This is a genomic window from Clostridium sp. YIM B02500, assembly GCF_022324665.1.
Lineage (GTDB): Bacteria > Bacillota > Clostridia > Clostridiales > Clostridiaceae > Clostridium > Clostridium beijerinckii.
This window is the reverse complement of the sequence record NZ_JAKGTE010000017.1, coordinates 48,737-70,183: the sequence shown is the minus strand read 5'-3', so window position 1 is coordinate 70,183 and position 21,447 is coordinate 48,737. Positions and strand designations below refer to the sequence as shown.

Genomic DNA, 21,447 nt, shown 5'->3' with positions numbered 1-21,447 from the left:
TCCAACTTAATTACTAAGAACTATTTATTATCTTTTATCATTATTTCAGCAATTTGAATAGCATTAAGTGCTGCACCTTTTCTTATGTTATCACCAACAACCCATAGGTTTAAACCATTATCCACACTAAAATCTCTTCTGATTCTTCCAACATAAACGTCGTCTTTTCCTGAAACTTCAAGAGCAGTTGGATATTTCAATTCGTCTACTTTATCATATACAGTTACACCTTGAGTGTTTCCAAATAATTCGAAAATATCTTTTATATCAAATTCAGAATTAAGTTCAACATTGATGCTTTCACTATGCCCATTAAGTACTGGAACTCTAGCTGTAGTAGCAGTTACTCTTAAATCTGGTTCATGAAGAATTTTTCTAGTTTCTTTAATCATCTTTTCTTCTTCTTTAGTGTAACCATCTTCTAAAAATACATCTATATGAGGTAAAACATTACCAGCGATAGGATAAGGGAACTTCTTAGGTGCAACACCCTTAACACCATCTTCTAAATCTCTTATACCTTGGACACCAGCTCCAGATACTGCTTGGTATGTTGAATAAACTATTCTCTTAATTCCATATTTGTCATGTAAAGCTTTCATTATAGGCATTGCTTGGATTGTTGAACAATTTGGATTTGCAATTATTCCTTTATGAAGTTTGATATCTTCTGGATTAACTTCTGGTACTACAAGTGGCACCTCAGGGTCCATTCTCCATGCACTGCTATTGTCAATTACTACTGCCCCATATTGCGCAAAAATAGGTGCAAATTCTGTACTAGCATCTCCGCCAGCTGAAAATAGTGCATAATCTATTTTTTTATCTTTTATATTCTTTTCACAAGTTTCTTCAACTACATAATCCTTTCCTCTAAATGATAGAGTACTTCCTTCAGATCGCTTTGATGCAAAAAGATATAAATTATTTACTGGAAAGTTTCTTTCTTCTAAGATTTCTAAAAATTTTCTACCTACATTTCCAGTAGCCCCAACTATTGCAATATTATACACAATAATCCCTCCTAAATTTATTTATTAATATTTTTATACATACAATTACTATAGTTAAATATTGATTAAATATCAAGTCAATGAGCAAAATAAGTTGAAAAAAACTATTCATAAAGAATTATTTATTCCATTAATTAGGGGAGTAATGAAATAATGTGTATATTTATGCATATATATACAAGAAGTTGAAATAATTATTAGCAGCTATTATGTCGTATAAATCTTATAAAATATTATAAATTAAATGTAATTTTTGTAAAAATATATTTTTATAGAATAGTAAAGTGATAGAAGGAAATAATATTGGATGAAAAGATAAACTTTACAATTTATTTTTATAGTGTAATTCAAGTAACTTAGAATTTTTTTATTTCTTTTATTCTTTTCATAAATAAAGAAATATCAATAAAAAACTAATTATTAAGATTGGTAGGGATAAAGAATGAGTAATAAATCTGTAAAAAAGACAATAAAAGCAAAACTTAAAGCAAATAAAGAGCTTACTGAAGCTGAAAAAATGAGAGAAAAAGTTAAATATGAAATTGCAGAAGAACTTGGTTTAATCGATAAAGTTAATAAAGAAGGATGGGGCGGACTATCTTCTGGAGAGACCGGAAGAATAGGCGGAATAATGGCTAAAAGAAAAAAAGTGCCAAAGTAAATGACAAGCTTCTATATTTTTACTAATTTGACTAAGTAAATAATTACGATATAATATACTAGATGAATTAGTAAATTTACGTTAAGGGCGTGATAAAGCAGATGGCTTATAAAGAGTTTGCCAATATATATGATGAATTAATATATGAAGATATTAATTATGATAAAGTTGCAGATAAGATTATAAATATATGTAGAAAAAATAAGTTAAAGTTTGAAGATTATTTGGATTTAGCATGTGGAACTGGAAATGTTTCGATTAATGTAGCAAAATACTTTAAAACTGTTTATGCAGTAGATTTGTCAGATGATATGTTAAATGTAGCTTTTGATAAATTTAAAAAGAATAAAATTAAAGCAAAAGTAATTTGTCAAGATATGTGTGAGTTAAGTTTAAATAAAAGATTTGATCTTATAACTTCTGTTCTTGACTCAACTAATTATATAACTGAGGATGAAGATTTGCTTGATTATTTCTCAAGTGTATATGAACATTTAAAAGAAAATGGTATATTTATTTTTGATATAAATTCGTATTATAAACTTTCTACCGTTCTCGGAAATAATATATACACTTACAGTTCTGAAGAAATTTTTTATACGTGGGAAAATTCATTTGAAGATGATGTATTAAATATGTTTTTAACATTCTTCGTAAAAACCGAAAATGAACTATATAAAAAATTTGAAGAAGAGCATTTTGAGAGAGCTTATAAAGAAAGCTATATAGAAGATATATTAAAAAAATGTAACTTTAGAATAATAAATAAATTTTCAGGATATTCTGATGAGGAAGTAAATGAAAATAGTGAAAGAATACTTTACATAGTAAGTAAATAAGACGTGAAATAGGAGATGAGATAAAAATGCAAGATAAAATAGTTAGAGCAACAGCTAAGGATGGAATGGTTAGAATAATAGCAGGGATTACTACTAATTTAGTAAATGAGGGCTGTAAAATACATGAATGTACGCCTGTAGCTTCAGCAGCTTTAGGAAGAATGTTAACTGCAGGTACACTTATAGGAACTACACTAAAAAGTGAAAAAGAAGTTGTAACTTTAAAAATAAATGGTAATGGGGAAATAAATGGAATAACAGTAACTGCACATAGTGATGCATCTGTTAAAGGGTTTATTGGAAATCCATATGTTGATAGGCCTCTTAATGAAAAAGGAAAATTAGATGTTGGAGGAGCTATTGGAACAGATGGTATTTTATATGTAATAAAGGATTTAGGGCTTAGAGATCCATATATTGGACAAGTGCCTATACAAACTGGAGAAATAGCAGAAGATTTTGCATATTATTTCACAGCATCTGAGCAAACACCATCAGCGGTATCACTTGGTGTATTGGTTGATAGAGATTTATCTATAAAGGCGGCAGGTGGATTTATAGTGCAAATGATGCCTGGCGCAGATGAACTTCTTGCAGATGTTATAACATATAGATTAGAAGAAATTCCACCAATAACTACATTAATAAGTGAAGGAAAAACAATAGAAGAAATTTTGGAGTATATTTTTGATGGAATGGATTTAAAAGTATTAGATTCTTTAACTCCAGAATATAAATGTGATTGTTCTAGAGAAAGAGTTGAAAAAGCCTTAATATCTATTGGAAAGGAAACTCTTCAAGAGATATATGATGACAAAAAGAATGAGGAAATAGTATGTAACTTTTGCAATACTAAATATGAATTTACTAATGATGAAATAGGAGAATTATTAAATAATAGTAGATAAACATACTAAAATTATAGAATAAAAATAATAAAAAGATACAGAGAATAATTTGGAAAACTATGAAAAAGCAGATTATTCTCTTTTTTCGTGCATAAATATTATAACAGAATATTTTTTATTTTAATTAAGGAGTGCATGTTATGAAAAAAAATTTGGATATTATCTTTGGCATGATTATTATAGTATATATTGCAGTAATAAATATTATAAGCAGCTCTAAAATCTCATTTAGTATTCCTATTTTTATTTTAGGAGTTACTTTAATAATATATTATTTTATTAAGAGGGGAATAGAAAATAATAAGTTTATATATAGGTATTTTAAAGTTTTAAAAGTACTAATTTGCATAGGAGGTATATTTTTTTTAGGAATAGAAATTTTTATAATTAATTATCCTAAATATAATAAGGGGAATGCAGATTATATTATTGTTTTGGGAGCAGGACTTGATACTAACTCTAACCCAAGTTTAATCCTTCAAGGAAGGTTGGATGCAGCTTTAGAATACATAAAAGAAGATAATTGTAGATTCATTGTTTTATCAGGAGGACAAGGATCTGACGAGAAGCTGCCAGAATCACATGCAATGAAAAAATATTTATTAAATAGAGGAGTTGATGAGGAAAAAGTAATAATTGAAGATAATTCAAGGAATACAGATGAGAATCTTAAATTTTCAAAAGCAAAAATAGAAGAAAATAGTGGAAAATCTCTAGATAAACTTAATATTAAAATAGTAACAAGCGATTTTCATGCTCTTAGAAGCAGTATCTTAGCAAAGAGAAACGGATATGTAAATTATAGCAATTATTCTAGTCGCACTGTATGGTATTTAATTCCTATAACATATACAAGAGAAGCTTTTGCTATTGTTAAAAGTATAATATTTGATTAATATTAATATACAATTGAATTTTAGTAGCTTGAAAGGATAGCGTAAACAATGAGGATAAATAAATTATTTAGTAACTATGGAATTTGTTCTCGAAAGGAAACAAATAGATTGATTGAAGAAAAGAGAATTATTATAAATGGAAGATATTGTGTTGAGGGACAATGGGTAAATGATTCGGATGAAATAATATTTGACGGCAAACCAATTTCTACGGTGGAAAAAGTATATATTGTTTTGAATAAACCAGTTGGAATTACTTGTACTGCAGAGAATAAAGTTAGTGATAATATAATTTCCTATATGAAATATCCACACTATATATTTCCAGTTGGCAGATTAGATAAAGACTCGCAAGGGCTTATTTTAATGACTAATGATGGTGAAGTTGCTAATAGGATTTTAGAAAGCGATAATATGCATGAAAAAGAATATTTAGTTCAAGTAAATAAAAACTTTGATGATGAATTTTTAAAGAGGATGTCTGATGGAGTGGAGATTACAGGGAATAAAAGTTCTGGTGTTAGAAGGATAAGTGATAAATTAGGTTTATATAATAAAATAGAAGATAAAGAAAATCCACTAGGGGAAGAAAATATAGGTGACTCATCCATAGTACAGTTGAAAGAATTGAAAAATATAGAACGTGAAAAAAATAAGTTTGTTAAAACAAGACCATGTCGAGTAGAAAGGGTAGATGATAATACATTTAAAATTATACTAACTCAGGGGATGAATAAACAAATTCGTAAGATGAGCGGAGCTTTAGGTTATAAGGTTATTAAACTTGAAAGAATTAGAATAATGAATATAAAGCTTAATAATCTGGAGATAGGAAAATGGAGGTACTTAGAGGAAAATGAAATAAAAAGCCTTAAAAATGAGTTGCTTAGGTAAAAAATATTTTAGTTAACATCAATTTTAGGCTAATATTGATAAGTATATAAGTAAACTTTATTGAAAAGGATATATCCCTATGAGATAATTAAATTAAATATAGTAAAGTTATAGTTAAAATTATAAGTAAATTCTATAATATAGGGATATTTAGCCTTTTTATTATATAAACCACTATAGTTTTGAAGAAATATTTTGATTCACATGGAGAGATAGTATGAAAAAAGAATTGATAAAAGCAATTGATGCAGCAGAAAGATATAATTTATTTTTAAAGGTAGTGACATCAGTTAGAAGCTACGATTCATATAACAGCTTTTTTAATATTTACGATGAGCATGAAGAGGCATGCAGAAGAATTGTTGTACTTACTAAGACAAAGGAATTGGAAGAAGTTTATGATGAAGATCCAACGGAAGAAATAAAAGAGTGCAAAATAGTTCAGGGTAATTTATGGATAAAGGATTATTCCCTGTTGACGAATCCAGATAAAATAAATTTATCAAGTTTATATGTTATTAAGAATTTGGTTGAGGAACTATTATGAAAATAAAGAAACGTCTAACCATTTCAAATATATTCATGTTAATTATACCTGTAATTATCATATTTATTATTGCATTTATAATGAATATTCCATTTTCAAAGGCTTATGAAAATAAATTTGAAGGTTATAGGGAGCATGATCAGAATGCTTATTTCATTCAACAAAGTTTAAAACCAGATATGAGAAATATAGAAAATAAAAATGATTTAGATAAATTTCCAGAGCAATTACAGAAATTTCTTGATCCTAAGGGATATCATCTAATAATAACATATGATGGGGAAATTGTGTCATCAAATATTGAAGATAAGGATAAAGAAGCTATTTCGATGATAGGAGATGATGTACTTTTCAAATCTAATTCATTAGTTTTAGAGATGAACTCCATATCTTTAGTTAAAAATAGCTTTGTTAAGGATAATAAAGTAGTAAATATTATTGCAATAAATCCATCATATAAACCTGTAAGGATTGACATAAAAAATGAAATGTCAACTTTGGTAATAAGCTATATAATAATAGTTATTATAATTTCGCTAATTGTTGTTACGATAACTAATGTTATACTATCCAGTAAGATTTATAAGAAATTGATTCGCCCTTTAGAACTTTTAAGCTATGGAGCTGAACAGATAAAAAACGGAAATCTGGATTTTGAAATGAATTATGAAAGTGATGATGAATTTGGACAAGTTTGTGGTGATTTTGATGAAATGAGATTAAGATTAAAACATTCGGTCGATATGCAGCTAAAATATGAAGAAGATAGAAAGCAACTAGTGGTAGGAATATCCCATGATCTAAGAACACCATTAACTGCAATTAAAGGTTATGTGGAAGGATTACGTGATGGGGTAGCAAATACTCCTGAAAAACAAAAAAAGTATTTAGACACAATTTATACTAAGGCTTGTGATATGGATGTATTAGTTGATAGTCTGTTCCTTTTTTCTAAATTAGATACAGGCCGATTTCCATTTAAATTTGATGTAGTAAGCATTAGGGAATATATAGAGAGATTTTACAGGTGTGCTAAGAAAGAGTTTTATGGAAAAAACGTTGAAATTTCATTTGAAAGTAAATGTGAGAATTCAACATTAGTGAAACTCGATTATAATGAAATAAATAGAGTTCTTCTGAATATATTGGATAATAGTGTTAAATATAAGCAAAAGAATTTAGTTAAAATAAAAATTAAATTGTATGAAGATGAGGAATTTGCAATATTAGAAATTAGTGATAATGGTTCAGGGGTTCCTGATGAAGAGCTTTCAAAGTTATTTCTAAGTTTTTATAGAGGAGATGTTTCACGAACAAAGCCTAATGAAGGAAGTGGACTTGGATTAGCTATAGCAAAACATATAATAGAAGCGCATGATGGAGAGATTGAAGCTTTTAATAATGATGGACTTACAATAAGAATAACATTACCTAAAAGATAATTGTAAAACAGATATATATTATAAGGTAGGGAGGATAGTCAATGAAAAAGATATTGATAATAGAAGATGATGAAAGTATAGCTGAATTAGAAAGAGATTATCTGGAGATAACTGGATTTAAAACAGAAATTGCTCAAGATGGATATAAAGGACTAGATCTTGCGCTAAATGAAGAATTTGATTTGATCCTTTTAGATGTTATGCTGCCAGGAAAGGATGGATTTAAAGTTTGTCAGGAGATAAGAGCTGTTAAAGAAATACCCATTTTGATGGTAACTGCTAAAAAAGAAGATATCTATAAAATACAAGGACTCGGCATAGGTGCTGATGACTATATTGTAAAGCCATTTAGTCCAAGCGAACTTGTAGCAAGAGTAAATGCACATATTTCTAGATATGAACGTCTCACAACCATTGAAAAAAATAGCGATAATGAAAAAAGTTCAATAACTATTGGGCGTATTAAAATTTTACTTAAAGCAAGAAGAGTTTATATAGGGAAAAATGAAGTTAAATTTGCTAACAAGGAATTTGAACTTTTAATGTTCTTAGCTTCAAACCCTAATATCGTATTTTCAAAAGATACATTGCTAGACAGGATATGGGGAGAAGAATCTTTAGGAGATAGTTCTACTGTAACTGTACATATTAATAGAATAAGAGAGAAGATTGAGTTAGATAGCAGTAATCCTGAGTATATTGAAACTGTGTGGGGAGCTGGATATAGATTTAACTTATAAACTAATAATTATTTCATATTGAATAAAAATATGTTTATTTTGATAATGGTTTGAGTTTATACTATAAATTTTAAAAACCACATGGGAAAATAATGAAATTATGAAATGTTGGCTAGAGGTGCAAGTAACTTTTGTAAGAAAATGCAAAAGTTACTTGCACCTCTAGTTTTAATTTATAATATTAAATTTAACATGAATTTAACATTTGTTTATATTCTGTTTATATATGTGTAATAGAGATGTTACAATCCTTTATTATAATTAGAAAATAAATTTAAAATAGAATAATATTACTAAATGACAAATCGAGGAGGAGACAAGATTGAGAAAGACATTTATAAGTTTTTTAATTGGAACTTTAGTGGTTTCTGGTGGCATATCAATTCTTAATATACCAGGTGCATATGCTGCTACGACTGATAATAGTGCAGTTAACGAAGTGTCTGATAGTGGTACGATTAAAGTATCATTAGAAAACATAAGAGATATCATGACTGAAAATAATTTAGATATTAAGATTAAACAGAATAATTTAAAAATAGCACAAGAGGAATATCATGATGCATTAGATGATTATGGTAGTGCAAAGAGCTCATATGATGCTTATAGTGATAAGGAGAATATCGAGTCAAACTATGAATCGGCAAAAAATGCTTATGAAAATTGTACAGATGACGCTCAAAAAGAAACTCTTAAAGTAGCTTATGATAATGCCAAAGCAGCTTATGATGCGAAAAATGCTTATGATAATGCTGATACAACTTTAACGACAAAGCGAGATGCTTTTAAAACAGCCAGGGATGATTATAACAAGGAAATTGAAGATCAAGTTTACGCAGCTCAACAGGCATACATAACTTATTTGTCTGATTTACCAAATGAAAAAATAAAAGAAGATACAGTGAATATTAATACTAAGAAAGAACAAATATATAAACTTCAATATGATAGTGGCTTTATATCTAAAAATAAATATACTGAATTATTACAAGGAAATACTTCAGTTGACGACTTGGATTCGTCAAAGAATACAGCAGAGCTTGATAAACTTAAGCTATTTAACTTACTTGGAATAAGTTCTGAGAGTAAAGTTACATTTGAAAATGATATAGATAAAAATTTTGATGTTATATCTAAAATTAATTATGAAGATGATTTGAGCAAAATGCTTGAAAATAATATTGATATAAAACTTCAAAATGATGAGATTGATGATTTAGATGATGCTGAAGATGATTATGATAATAAAGATATTTATGATAATAAAGTTGAAGAAGCAAATAACAAATTAAAGTCGCTAATGAATAGTACTGAGACAAGCTTTAAAAAACAATATAATGATTTAATGACTTCTTACAATTCAATAAAAAGCAGTTATGATGTAATAAACCAGAAACAAAAAGAATATGAAATTGAGCAAACAAAATATGATTATGGATTTGTTTCAAAAAATGATGTAGATGCTGCGAAATTGACTCTAGATAATGATAATGCGGATTTTATAAATAAAAGAAATCAATGCTATTTGTCTTATTTAAAGTACATTGAAATGAAAGAGGGTTACTAAAATTGAAGCTTTTATTTAATAAAAAAACTTTAGCTAATAAAGAAATTATGGAAACAACTGAAGCAAGCAAGAAAAAATTTTTAACTAAAAAGAAAGTTATAAGTTTAGTTGCGATATTAGTTGTTTTAGCAATAGGAGCAGGTATTTATAAGGTTAAATTTGCTAAAACGAAAGTAACACAAAGCAGCGTTAAGTATACAACTCTTAAGAAAACAAATATTGCTACAACAATTAGTTCATCAGGCGCTATAAAGAGTGGAGATTCAACTAATATATATTCAAATTTAGAATATAATGTTGCATCAATTAATGTTTCAGTTGGAGATGTAGTAAAAAAAGGGGATGTGCTTGCAACAATAGATACATCAACTCTTCAAGAACAACTTGCTGAGGCAGAACAAACTCTAAATGCAAATGAGCAAAAAAATCAGTTATCATTAACAAGTGCAAAACAAAAATATGACAATTTGCAGTATTTACATGATAATAACTTACAAACTGATATAATAAATGCAGAAAAATCTGTTGATAGTGCAAAACTCGATATGGAAGATAAGAGTAAAGTTTATGAATATGATAAGGTCATGTTTCAAAATGGCGAAATCTCTCAGCAAGATCTAAATACAGCAAAAACCAATTATGAAAATTCCAAAGGAGTTTATGATAAATCAACAGTTGCATTAGAAGCAGCAAAAGTTAATTCTGATCAAGCATTATCTGAAGCAAAAACAGCTTATGAATCTGCTCAAGCAGCAGCTAATGATAAGAGTAATAGACTTGCATATGAAGACAAGAAAAAGAAATTGCAAGATGCTCAGGTTGTAGCGACTGTAGATGGGACAGTAACTAATGTAAATGCTGTAGTAGGTATACAAGCATCTGGGGCATTATTTGTAATTCAGGATTTAGACAATTTAATTGTTAATGCGAGTGTTGATGAAACAGATGTCGCAAAAGTAAAAGTGGGACAAAAAGCTCAAATAACAACGGATGCTTCAGGTTCTGATATTATTGATGCAGAAGTTTTAAGTGTTGAACCAGTTTCTAGTACTGCCAGTGCGAGTACAAGTACAACTAGTAGTAGTAACGGTAAAACTAGCACTAGTACTAGTAGCACTAGTAATACGACAAGCAGTGATGTATCTTTCACAGTTAAGGTACAGTTAACCGGTAAAAATGATAAGGTGAAAGTAGGTATGAATTCAGTAGTAAATATTATCACAGATGAAAAAGATGATATTTATTCAGTACCATATGGAGCAGTAATTAATAACAGTGGACAAAACGAGGTTTATGCAGCAGTTGAACAGGGTGGGAAATATATCGTTAAGGAGATTCCAGTAACTAAAGGTATAGAATCAAATGCAAATGTTGAAATTGATGGTTCTGATCTATCAGATGGAATGATTATACTTAATGAACCAACAAGCTATAAAGTTGGTGATCCAGTAGAAATAAATTCTAGAAAAACAAAGTAGGGGGTGAGTGTCTTTGAGTAAAAATATAATAGAAATGAAAGACATTACAAAAAGCTTCTATATTGGAACTCCAAATCAATTAAATATTTTAAAAGGAATTGATATTAGTGTAAAAGAAGGAGAATTTGTAGCAATAGTTGGTTCATCTGGTTCTGGAAAAAGTACATTAATGAATATTATAGGAGCACTTGATAGAGCAACTTCTGGGAACTATATTTTAGATGGTACAAATATCAATGAAATATCTGATAATGGTTTATCTGAAGTAAGAAATAAACAAATAGGTTTTGTATTTCAGACATATAATCTAATTCCAAGAAGTTCAGCTTTGAAAAATGTGGAATTGCCAATGCTTTACTATGGAATGAGTAAAAAAGATAGAAGAATACGTGCAGAAGAACTTTTAGATCTTGTTGGAATGAAAGATAGAATGTCTCATCAACCCAATGAACTGTCAGGAGGACAAAAGCAGAGAGTGGCTATTGCTAGAGCATTAGCTAATGATCCAAGTATAATACTTGCGGATGAGCCTACAGGTGCACTTGATTCAACAACTGGAAGATTGGTTATGGATTTGTTTCATAAAGTTCATGAACAGGAAGGCAAAACCATTGTATTTATAACCCATAATAGCGAACTTGCGGAGGAAACAGAAAGAATTATAACTTTGAAGGATGGAAATATAATATCTGAAAAAAAGAATGATATGTACTACAGAAGATTTCCAAAAGAGGACAAAGTATGTTTATAAAAGAAAATATAATGCTTGCAGTTGCGGGGCTTAAATCCAATAAAATGAGAGCGTTACTTACAATGCTTGGAATAATAATAGGGATAGCGTCAGTAATTGGTGTTGTTTCAGTAGGAAATGCAATGACCTCTTCTTTAACAAGTTCAATGTCTTCAATGGGTGCAACTAATATTACAGTTAACGTGCAAGAAAAAAGTACTACAAGTACATTAAATTCGTTGAATTCCGATAATTCGAATTTAAAGGACAAAAATAATTCGAATTCAAAAAATTCAGGTTCGAAAAATTCTAATAGTTCAAACTCGAAAAACTCAAATGGCAATTCACCAAATAATAGTGGAGGCGCAAAGTCAGGCGGTGGCGCACCACAAGGTGGGGGTGGAGTGCCAGGTGCAGGTGCAATGAAAGCAGCAAGCGGAGGAGGAATGCCTCCAGGAGGTTCAGGAAGACAAGGAAAATCAAGTAGCACTGCAAAAGATATTGACCTTATGACAATGGAACAGATAAATGATTTACAGGAAAACTTTAGTGACGAAATAAGTTCTATAAGTGTATCTGAAAGTGGTAGCTCAGGTAAAGTTAAAAATGATTCAACGTATTCTAATGTAAGCACAGTAGGGACAAATGTTGGATATAAAGATGTTAAAAATTTGGAAATGGCCGAAGGTAGATATATTTCACAAAATGATATTGATGGAGCAAAAGATGTTGCAGTAGTTTCAGATAAATTAGTATCCAAGATATTTGGAACAAATGTAGATCCCATAAATCAAGATATAAAAGTTTATACATCAAATGCAATTTACACATACACAATAGTTGGAGTATATAAATATAAGGCTTCGGGAGGAAATAGAACAACATCTGATGAAAATTTAACTACTGACCTATATATTCCTGTTACTGTAACAAAGAAGACAGCAACTAATAAAAATTACCAGACATTTCAAATAAAAGCAAAAGATGAAGTAAATGTTCAGTCATTTACTAATGAATTATCAGACTACTTATCTAAGCTTTATGCAAAAAATGCAAAGTTTGAAGCTCAAGCAAGCAATATGGAAAGTATGCTTGAATCAATGACATCAATGATGACTACAGTTGCAGTGGCTATATCTGCTATTGCAGGAATTTCGCTAGTGGTTGGCGGAATTGGAGTTATGAATATAATGCTAGTATCTGTTACAGAAAGAACAAGAGAGATAGGAACTAGAAAGGCACTTGGAGCTAAAAGCAGTCATATAAAGATGCAATTTATAGTTGAATCAATTATAATATGCTCCATTGGTGGTATTTTAGGAATATTACTTGGTTTAGGTGCAGGAGCAATTGGTTCAAAAGCTATGGGATATGCAACTACAGTATCGCCATTAGTTATTTTAGTAAGTTTTTCATTTTCAATGTTTATTGGAGTATTCTTTGGATATTATCCAGCAAAGAAAGCAGCTGAACTAGATCCTATAGAAGCACTTAGATACGAATAGAATGGATTTTAGAATAAGCTAATGTTCTAAAAATAATTTTTAATGCCATGGATATATTCTGCATTACTACTCCATGGCATTATTATATTATTATTAAACAAATATTTCATAAATTCCGAAAGCGATTAATACAATTCCAGAAATAAAATTTGAATATCTAATCAAATATTTTGAAAAATTGATATTTCGATTAAAGTAGCCTATATATACAAATAAGATAGAAATAATAAAATTTAAAAATACACTTATACTAAGATTAACACCTGTTATACTTGCAGCAAAATTTGTACAAATATTGTTTACAGATAGTGAGATGGAAAGAGCTAAACATTTTCTTAGATTTATATTATGAGAGTTATCTAAATTTAGAATATAAGAATCCTCCAAGAGGTTTTTATATTTAAAAGAACTTTCATAATAAAAGGAAGTATCGTAACCAAGACGTTTTTTTTCTAAGCGAATATTCTCAACTATAAAAGAAATACCAATATAACTTAAAAGAATAGCACCAAATATATTACTGACCTTAGGATCTATTAAGGGCAGAATTAATTTACCAATATACATAGAAACAAATGTACTAGCAGAAGTTACTATTGCAAGTAAAATACTATTTGATTTAGATAAATGTATTTTCTTAATTCCATAAGATAAAAAAAATGATAATGTTACTATATTTGTTGAAATAGCTAGTAAAAGAGGTGATATAAGAATCATATGGAACTCCTAAAAATTATTTTAGTATAATATATTCATTTTATTTAAAAAAAGATTGTAATATGATAAATTTATAAGATATTTTTTGTATTTGATTGAAAAAAGAATGAGATATTTAAATATTAAAAGTCGTGTTGTAAATTTCGCTTAATATTTTATAAACATAAAGGTTTGATATTAGGTGATGCAACAAACATATAAAGAAATGGATTTGTCGTAAAAATTCAGTTGTGTTTAAGGGCTATATGTAAGATTATAAAGGTATAGGAAATTCGCCTATAGATGTGCTTAAGTAAGATCCATATATAAACGATAGAATTTGATAAATATTAATAATAGCTATTGATTATGTAAATATAATAACATAATCAATAGCTATCTTTGTTTAATTAGTTTGATTACTCCATTTTTTGAAATTAAAATAATTAACTAGTATGATAATAAAAAGCATAACAGCAAATACGTATAACGAATACTTTATACTAATTCCTAAAAATGTATAAAGCAAAATTATTGGTGTATCTGCAAAAAATATTGTTAAAGTATATTTAATAAAGCTAATTTCAGCTAATACAGAAAAAAAACAAATAATGTCGGTGGGAACAACTGGTGAAGATACCCCTAAAGCTAGAAGTTGCACATTATTTTTTTTTATCATGTTGTATATTTTGGGATATTTATTTACTATTTTATTCTGGTAACTCATTCCAAACGTAAGTCTTGCAAAGAAAAATAATAGAATTTCACTTAATAAATTCGCTGTTGCAGTTAAAATAAATGCTTCATATGGATTAAATAATATTCCGCCAATAATTATAAAAATTGTACAAGGAATTAGTGTGAAAATTCTTAGTGATGCAATTATGAAAAATAAAATTGCACTGAATTTTCCATATGTATTTAAAAAAAATATTATCTTATTAACTCCATCACTATATAATTGATATTTAAGAAAAACAAATAAGATAGATATCCAAAATATAATAACAATACCCTTGAATAGCTTACTCATTAAATTTACCACTCCTTTCATATTGAACTTAGAGACGTAGAAAAAAAGCTTATAATACTCATATTTCCACCTTACTATAAACCATTTTACCAATAAATTATAAGAAAATGTTAAAAAATTGGAAATCTTTCGTTTATTTTAAGAATTATTAATAATAATAAAGTAATAGAAGATATTTTAGACTTAGGGTATAATATAGTAAAAACATAACATACTAGGGGGCAGTTGTATGAGTAAATATTGGAATGATAAAGTTAGAGAAATAGAGCCTTATGTGCCTGGGGAGCAGCCTAAGGATAGAAAGTACATAAAACTAAATACGAATGAGAATCCGTATCCACCATCAGATAAAGTTTTAGAAGCCATGAGGAACGCGGTTAATGATGACTTGAAACTTTATCCAGATCCAACATGTAGTGAGTTAATAAGTGAAATAGCTAATTATTATAAGTTAGATGAGAATGAAATATTTATAGGAAATGGTTCGGATGAGATTTTGGCATTTTCGTTTATGACTTTCTTTTCAAAGAACAAAAAAATATTATTTCCAGATATAAGTTATACTTTCTATAAGGTTTATGCTGAACTTTTTGATTTAAATTATGAATTAGTAAAATTAGACGATAATTTTGATATACCATTGGAAGAGCTAAAAAAGACAAATGGTGGAGTAATAATACCAAATCCTAATGCTCCAACAGGAAAATATATAAATACAGAAAGCTTAAAAAGTTTAATTGAAGCTAATAAAGATAGAGTAGTAATTATTGATGAAGCTTATATAGATTTTGGTGGCCAGTCAATGGTTAAATATATACATGAATATGATAATCTTTTAGTAATTCAAACATTATCAAAATCACGTTCATTAGCAGGATTAAGAGTTGGATTTGCGCTAGGTCATAAAGATTTAATAGAGGGATTAAACAGAATTAAAAATAGCATAAATTCTTATACTATAGATAGAGTGGCTTTAGCTGGGGCTAAAGCAGCTATTCAAGATAGTAAATATTTTGAGGAAATAACTAAGAAAATAGTAAAAACAAGAGAAAAAGTGGTCAAGGAATTAGAAAAATTAGATTTTAGAGTTTTAAAGTCAAAATCAAATTTTGTTTTTGCTAGTCATAACAGTGCTTCTGGGAAGTTTATTTATGAGAATTTGAAATGTCAAGGAATACTAGTAAGATATTTTGATAAAGAAAGAATAGATAATTTTTTGAGAATAACAATAGGAACCGATGAAGAAATGGATATTTTAATTGGAAAATTAAGATTTATTTTGAGTAATAATTAAAAAGAATTATGATAAAAGTATAGCAAAGTTGGATGCAATGCGCTAAATAGGATTACTTTTGGAAATCCTATTTAGTGAATTGTATCTAATTTTACTTATTAGAGAATGTTATTAGTCATATAGAGTAAGAGTTAAGGATATTGATATAATGAAATTTTTGTCTGAATTTATGATTAGGCATTTTTGAAATTAACAAAGAGATTTTAATTTTTGAAGGAAGGTTGATTTTATGGAATTATGTGTTAATAAAGAATACGTTTTAGATGTTGCAAAGGAGATATTAGAATTTGATAGTCCAACTGGCTTCTGCTTTGAGATAATTGATAAAATAAGAGATATAGTTAAAGAACTAGGATATAGTTTTGAAACTACCAATAAAGGTTGTGGAATAATAACTATAAAGGGTAAATCGGATGAAAAAATATTAGGATTATCTGCGCACGTAGATACGTTAGGAGCCATGGTTAGATCAATAACTTCAGATGGAAAAATAAAGTTTACCTTACTTGGAGGACCAATTGTTCCGACTTTAGACAGCGAATATTGTACAATACGAACAAGGGAAGGAAAGAAATATACAGGAACATTCTTAAGCACAAGTCCTGCAGCCCATGTTTTTGAGGATAGCTCAAGTAAAACAAGAGATCCAAAAAATATGGAAATAAGAATTGATGAAGAGGTTCATTCAAAAAGTGATGTTCAAAAGTTGGGTATTTGTGTAGGAGATTTTATATTTATTGATCCTAAAACAACAATTACTGAGAGTGGGTTTATAAAGTCAAGATTTATTGATGATAAAGGTAGTGTTTCTTGTTTAATGGGTTTATTGGAATTATTTAATAGAGAAAAAATAGTTCCTAAATATACTACCAAGATATTAATTTCAACTTATGAAGAAGTTGGACATGGAGCATCATATATACCAAGCGATATAGTTGAGATGATAGCAGTAGATATGGGATGTATTGGCGATGATTTAACTTGCAGTGAATATGATGTATCAATATGCGCCAAAGATTCAGGAGGACCATATGATTATAATATGGTAACAAAACTAATTAATCTTGCAAAGGATAATGAGCTTAAATATGCTGTAGATATTTATCCAATGTACGGCTCAGACGTAGGGGCTGCTTTAAGAGGTGGAAATGATATACGCGGAGCGTTGATAGGACCAGGCGTCCACGCATCTCATGGCATGGAAAGGACTCATTATAGTGCTTTTGAAAATACTATTAAATTATTATATTCTTACTTAACTAATTAAAAAATAATCATAATCTATTAGTAGGATTGCAAAATTAAATGTATGTTATATAAAGTAGCTTTTGAGATAAAAGATAAGTGATATAGATACATTTAAGAAACGATTTTAGTAACTTTTGCATAATTCTATTATGCAAAAGGAGGGGATGGATTATGGATATAGAGAATTTAAAAATGCAAGCGAGTTTTTTAAAAAGAAAATAGAAGAATTTAATGAGATATTAAGTGGAATTAGTTCATTTAGATATATTTATACAGCATGCGAAAAAGATAAGATTAGTGATGAAGGTATAGTTGAATTCGATACGTTTGAGGAATTGTTTAGATCATTATAGCAAATTCTAAAGCGATGTAAAGTTTATGTATTTTATTAATTTGGAGGTATATTATGAAAGCATTTATATTTGATATGGATGGAGTAATTATTGATAGTGAACCAATTCATTTTGAGGTGGATATGCAAACAATAAGAGAATTAGGTTGTGATATTTCAGAAAAAGAATTGGAAAAATACGTAGGATCAACAAATGAATATATGTATACGGATATAAAGGAAAATTACAATATAAAAAAATCACTGGAAGAAATAATAGACTATAAAGTAGAATTGACTAAAATGAAGATTATTGAATCTCATTTAGAGCCAATAGATGGAATCAAAGAATTGTTAATAGAATTAAAGAATAGAAATATTCCTGCTGCAATAGCATCATCATCACCTAAAGATTTAATTGATATAGTTGTATCAAAGTTTAAATTACAAGAATACTTTAAATATATTATAAGCGGAGAAGAAGTTGAAAGAGGGAAACCATCACCAGATATTTATATTGAAACATCAAAAAAATTGGGAATATCGCCAAAAGAATGTGTCGTTATTGAAGATTCTAGGAATGGAGTATTTGCTGCAAAAGATGCTAAAATGAATTGTATAGGATTTAAAAATATTAACTCTGGAAATCAAGATTTATCTAAAGCAGATATGATTGTTAACTCAATTCGAGATATAGATTTAAGTAATATTCTAGAAAATCATATAATTTAAAAGTATATAGAATAAGTGAGAAAAAAGCAGATACTATTAAATTTCCTAAAATTGATTTTTTTAAAATTATTTGAGATTATACGTCTAAAATGGTATAATTTATATGAAAAAAATCAAGGGAGACGATTAGATGCGACGCAATAGAGTAAAAAAAATAGCAATATTAGCAGTATTTTTATGTATTAATAGTATTCCAGTAATAACTTATGCAAAAGACGCAAGGATTAGTGGGGAAGTTGTAGAAAAGAGTGGTGTTGAAATTAATGACAACTGGCTTACAGAAGAAGTGGCCAAGCAGTTAAGTAAAAAAGTGGACAACTTAACAGAAGCAGATTTTTTGAATATCAAAAAAATTGATTTAAGCCATAAGAGAGTTGGTAATAATATACCGGAAGAAATAAAGATGTTAAAGAATCTAGAGTATCTAAACTTAAATTCTTGCTATATATATGAAGATATTCCTGATTATTTAGGAGATTTACCTAGATTAACTTATTTAGATTTAGGAAATAATCAATTAAAGAGATTACCTAAAAATATAACTCAAAAAATAGTAAATGGTACTTATACTTATTGCGATGTTGAAGGAAATAAGTTTAGGTTAGATAAGGGGTGGTATTTTTTAAAGGGTAAATGGTGCTATCTGGATAGAAATGGAAATAGGCTTAAAGGAACTGAAACTATCGATGGTAAGGAATATCAGTTCAATGACGATGGTAATGTAAAAGATGGTTGGGAAAGCGATAAGGATAAGAATTGGTACTATTATGACAGAATGAACGGTGCAATAAAGAATGACTGGAAACAGATATCTGGAATTTGGTACTATTTTGATAAAGATGGAAAAATGGAAAAAGGATTGCAAACAATAAAAGGCATTAAATATTTCTTCAATGATAATGGCTCAATGGCGATTGGATGGATAAAGATAGACAATAGCTATTATTATTTTTCAGGATCAGGAGCAATGCAATATGGATGGTTAACTTTAAATGATAAGATATACTATCTGGATGGGACGTCAGGTATAATGGCATCAGGGGATACGGTTATAAACGGTAAAAAATATAGATTTTCCAGTGATGGTTCATTAATTAAGAATGTGTGGCTAGATAATTATACATACGTTAATCCTAGAGGTGAAACAGTGAATACTTCCTCTAATTATTCGCATTCAAGTACAAATTATCAATTGTTTAAATATATGACTAATGTGAATAATCAATTAAGCGTAGATAGTACTGCTGTTGCATTGCATGACGGAATTACTAGTAATAACTGCGTATACTTTACATCTGAAGCGTTAAGAAGAATAGGTGTTAATATACCAACTTCAACAGCAAATACATATCAGTTAGAGAACATATTAAAGAATATGGGATTTGTTTATAGTTATGATTTCTCTCAGATTAAACCAGGAGATATTGTATTTACAAATAATTATACTCATGTTTATATTTTTATGGGTTGGGATAAAGATGGATATGCTTATATTGTAGATAACCAAAGGACAAGCTTTGGAAATTCGGTATTACATAAAAGGCTTATTCTTCAAGATACTGCGACAACAGATAGAGCTACTCATTTCTTCTACTATCCATATTAATTCTGTTGTTAATATGAATAGAAATATATGTGAATTTTTCTTGGATTTTTATAAATGCTAGATAAATTTATAGCTATAAGTTAAAGTATATATCTAAATAAAATAGTAGCATAACATATTTAATTATTTCATTTAGCTTAGGCTATAACGAGGGTCCTTATAATTAATAACTTTTTATTAATTATAAGGACCTTTTTGTTATGAAAAATTGTAAATAAATTTTATTCATATATATTGAGCAATTATAGTATAAATAAAAATATGAATATAATGTATGGTTGCAATGGAAGGAGAAAAGTTTGATGAAAGTTCAAGTTGATATATTTTCAGGTTTTTTAGGTGCTGGAAAGACAATGTTAATCAAAAAGTTATTGTCAGAAAAGGTTTATGATAGCAATACGGTTATTATAGAAAATGAGTTCGGAGAAGTTGGAATAGACGGAGACATATTAAAAGAAAGTAATATTGAAATTAAGGAAATAAATTCTGGATGCATTTGTTGTCAGGTATCTGGAAATTTTGGAGAAGCTGTTTTAGAAGTTATAGGTAAGTATAATCCGAACAATATAATAATTGAACCCTCAGGAGTAGCAAAATTAAGTGAGATATTAAATATTCTCCAAGAAAAGAAGTTTCAGCATGAGCTCGAAATTAGAAATATTTTTACTTTAATTGATATTAGAAATTATGATATGTATTTGAAAAATTTTAAGGAATTTTATGAGAATCAAATAAAAAGAGCAAAAACTATAGTTTTAAGCAGAAGTCAACTTGTAGATAATAAAAAAATTGATACAACTATAGATTCTATAAGAAAGTTAAATTTGAAAGCTAAAATAATATATAAACCATGGGAGTTATTAAAAGGAAGTGATTTTCTTAGTACAAATGTAATAAATGAAAAAAGAAAAATTTTTGCTGCAAATTCTAGTATTAGCTCTAGCGCAAGTAAGCAGATGAGAAGAGAAGTAAATCATAGTGCAAATGAAATTTTTGAAAGCTATCCTATAGATCTTGAAGAAAATATAAGTATGCTTGAAATTCAAAAAAAATTCGAATTTATTTCAACTAATGATAAGTTCGGAAGAATAATAAGAGCTAAAGGTGTTTTTAAAGCAAACGATGGAGAATATTATCAATTTGATTATGTACCTAATGAATTTAAAAGCAGGAAAATTAGATGGTCAAATAAGAAAGTGGTTTCAATAATTGGTAGTGAGTTAAATAAAAGGGAATTAGAACGTCTATTTATTAGGCAAATATAAGAATTATTAATTATTAAAACTT

The 21,447-nt window shown here is 28.3% G+C and carries 21 protein-coding genes; 18 read left to right on the top strand and 3 right to left on the bottom strand.

What is annotated here, in order from left to right; translation table 11 throughout:
• Positions 1-20 precede the first annotated feature (20 nt).
• Positions 21-1,013, bottom strand: a complete 993-nt coding sequence (locus L1S46_RS15055; RefSeq protein ID WP_011969120.1) for an aspartate-semialdehyde dehydrogenase — start codon at positions 1,011-1,013, stop codon at positions 21-23.
• Between the two features lie 442 nt (positions 1,014-1,455).
• On the opposite strand from L1S46_RS15055, the gene L1S46_RS15050 reads away from it, so the two are divergent.
• The 12 genes from L1S46_RS15050 (at position 1,456) to L1S46_RS14995 (ending at position 13,220) form a co-directional block, all read left to right on the top strand.
• Entirely contained in the window at positions 1,456-1,674 is a 219-nt protein-coding gene (locus L1S46_RS15050) for a small, acid-soluble spore protein, alpha/beta type (protein WP_039772376.1), read from the top strand.
• 101 nt (positions 1,675-1,775) lie between these two features.
• A complete protein-coding gene (locus L1S46_RS15045) occupies positions 1,776-2,513 on the top strand; it encodes a class I SAM-dependent methyltransferase (RefSeq protein ID WP_039772377.1) in 738 nt (245 codons plus the stop codon).
• Positions 2,514-2,539: 26 nt separating this feature from the next.
• A complete protein-coding gene (gene hslO / locus L1S46_RS15040) occupies positions 2,540-3,421 on the top strand; it encodes an Hsp33 family molecular chaperone HslO (RefSeq protein WP_017212989.1) in 882 nt (293 codons plus the stop codon).
• A gap of 140 nt (positions 3,422-3,561) precedes the next feature.
• Positions 3,562-4,317, top strand: a complete 756-nt coding sequence (locus L1S46_RS15035) for a YdcF family protein (RefSeq protein ID WP_238900350.1) — start codon at positions 3,562-3,564, stop codon at positions 4,315-4,317.
• Between the two features lie 48 nt (positions 4,318-4,365).
• Positions 4,366-5,211: an RNA pseudouridine synthase gene (locus L1S46_RS15030; protein WP_017212991.1), complete on the top strand. Its 846-nt coding sequence runs from the start codon at positions 4,366-4,368 to the stop codon at positions 5,209-5,211.
• A gap of 217 nt (positions 5,212-5,428) precedes the next feature.
• Positions 5,429-5,758, top strand: a complete 330-nt coding sequence (locus L1S46_RS15025; RefSeq protein ID WP_238900349.1) for a hypothetical protein — start codon at positions 5,429-5,431, stop codon at positions 5,756-5,758.
• Positions 5,755-7,200 (top strand): HAMP domain-containing sensor histidine kinase, encoded by a 1,446-nt coding sequence (locus L1S46_RS15020; protein WP_041895818.1) that lies wholly within the window; start codon positions 5,755-5,757, stop codon positions 7,198-7,200. Before L1S46_RS15025 ends, L1S46_RS15020 begins: the two co-directional genes overlap by 4 nt.
• Before the next feature lie 41 nt (positions 7,201-7,241).
• The gene (locus tag L1S46_RS15015; protein WP_017212993.1) at positions 7,242-7,940 is read left to right on the top strand and encodes a response regulator transcription factor; all 699 of its coding nucleotides are present in this window, start codon (positions 7,242-7,244) and stop codon (positions 7,938-7,940) included.
• Positions 7,941-8,262: 322 nt separating this feature from the next.
• Positions 8,263-9,507: a TolC family protein gene (locus L1S46_RS15010; protein ID WP_017212994.1), complete on the top strand. Its 1,245-nt coding sequence runs from the start codon at positions 8,263-8,265 to the stop codon at positions 9,505-9,507.
• A gap of 2 nt (positions 9,508-9,509) precedes the next feature.
• Positions 9,510-10,985, top strand: coding sequence for an efflux RND transporter periplasmic adaptor subunit (locus L1S46_RS15005; protein WP_039772385.1), 1,476 nt, complete (start codon positions 9,510-9,512; stop codon positions 10,983-10,985).
• 13 nt (positions 10,986-10,998) lie between these two features.
• On the top strand, positions 10,999-11,736 hold the full coding sequence (locus L1S46_RS15000; RefSeq protein ID WP_020372905.1) for an ABC transporter ATP-binding protein: 738 nt from the start codon (positions 10,999-11,001) through the stop codon (positions 11,734-11,736).
• Positions 11,727-13,220, top strand: coding sequence for an ABC transporter permease (locus tag L1S46_RS14995; protein ID WP_017212996.1), 1,494 nt, complete (start codon positions 11,727-11,729; stop codon positions 13,218-13,220). The genes L1S46_RS15000 and L1S46_RS14995 overlap by 10 nt, the downstream gene beginning before the upstream one ends.
• A 93-nt stretch (positions 13,221-13,313) precedes the next feature.
• Here the strand turns inward: L1S46_RS14995 and L1S46_RS14990 are convergent, their stop codons facing one another.
• A complete protein-coding gene (locus L1S46_RS14990; RefSeq protein WP_023975342.1) occupies positions 13,314-13,937 on the bottom strand; it encodes a manganese efflux pump in 624 nt (207 codons plus the stop codon).
• Positions 13,938-14,322: 385 nt separating this feature from the next.
• A complete protein-coding gene (locus L1S46_RS14985; protein ID WP_011969134.1) occupies positions 14,323-14,949 on the bottom strand; it encodes a VTT domain-containing protein in 627 nt (208 codons plus the stop codon).
• A 229-nt stretch (positions 14,950-15,178) separates the two neighbouring features.
• Here L1S46_RS14985 and hisC point away from each other — a divergent pair, with 229 nt between their 5' ends.
• From hisC to L1S46_RS14955, 6 genes are all read left to right on the top strand, one after another.
• Entirely contained in the window at positions 15,179-16,243 is a 1,065-nt protein-coding gene (gene hisC / locus L1S46_RS14980; RefSeq protein ID WP_023975343.1) for a histidinol-phosphate transaminase, read from the top strand.
• Between the two features lie 229 nt (positions 16,244-16,472).
• Positions 16,473-17,510: a M42 family metallopeptidase gene (locus L1S46_RS14975; RefSeq protein ID WP_017212998.1), complete on the top strand. Its 1,038-nt coding sequence runs from the start codon at positions 16,473-16,475 to the stop codon at positions 17,508-17,510.
• Between the two features lie 145 nt (positions 17,511-17,655).
• Positions 17,656-17,844, top strand: coding sequence for a hypothetical protein (locus L1S46_RS14970; RefSeq protein WP_017212999.1), 189 nt, complete (start codon positions 17,656-17,658; stop codon positions 17,842-17,844).
• Between the two features lie 53 nt (positions 17,845-17,897).
• Positions 17,898-18,554, top strand: coding sequence for an HAD family hydrolase (locus L1S46_RS14965; protein WP_011969137.1), 657 nt, complete (start codon positions 17,898-17,900; stop codon positions 18,552-18,554).
• Positions 18,555-18,684: 130 nt separating this feature from the next.
• Entirely contained in the window at positions 18,685-20,160 is a 1,476-nt protein-coding gene (locus L1S46_RS14960; RefSeq protein ID WP_023976837.1) for a leucine-rich repeat domain-containing protein, read from the top strand.
• Between the two features lie 302 nt (positions 20,161-20,462).
• Complete coding sequence (locus L1S46_RS14955; protein ID WP_023976836.1) at positions 20,463-21,425, top strand: GTP-binding protein; 963 nt, start codon at positions 20,463-20,465, stop codon at positions 21,423-21,425.
• Positions 21,426-21,447: the final 22 nt, after the last annotated feature.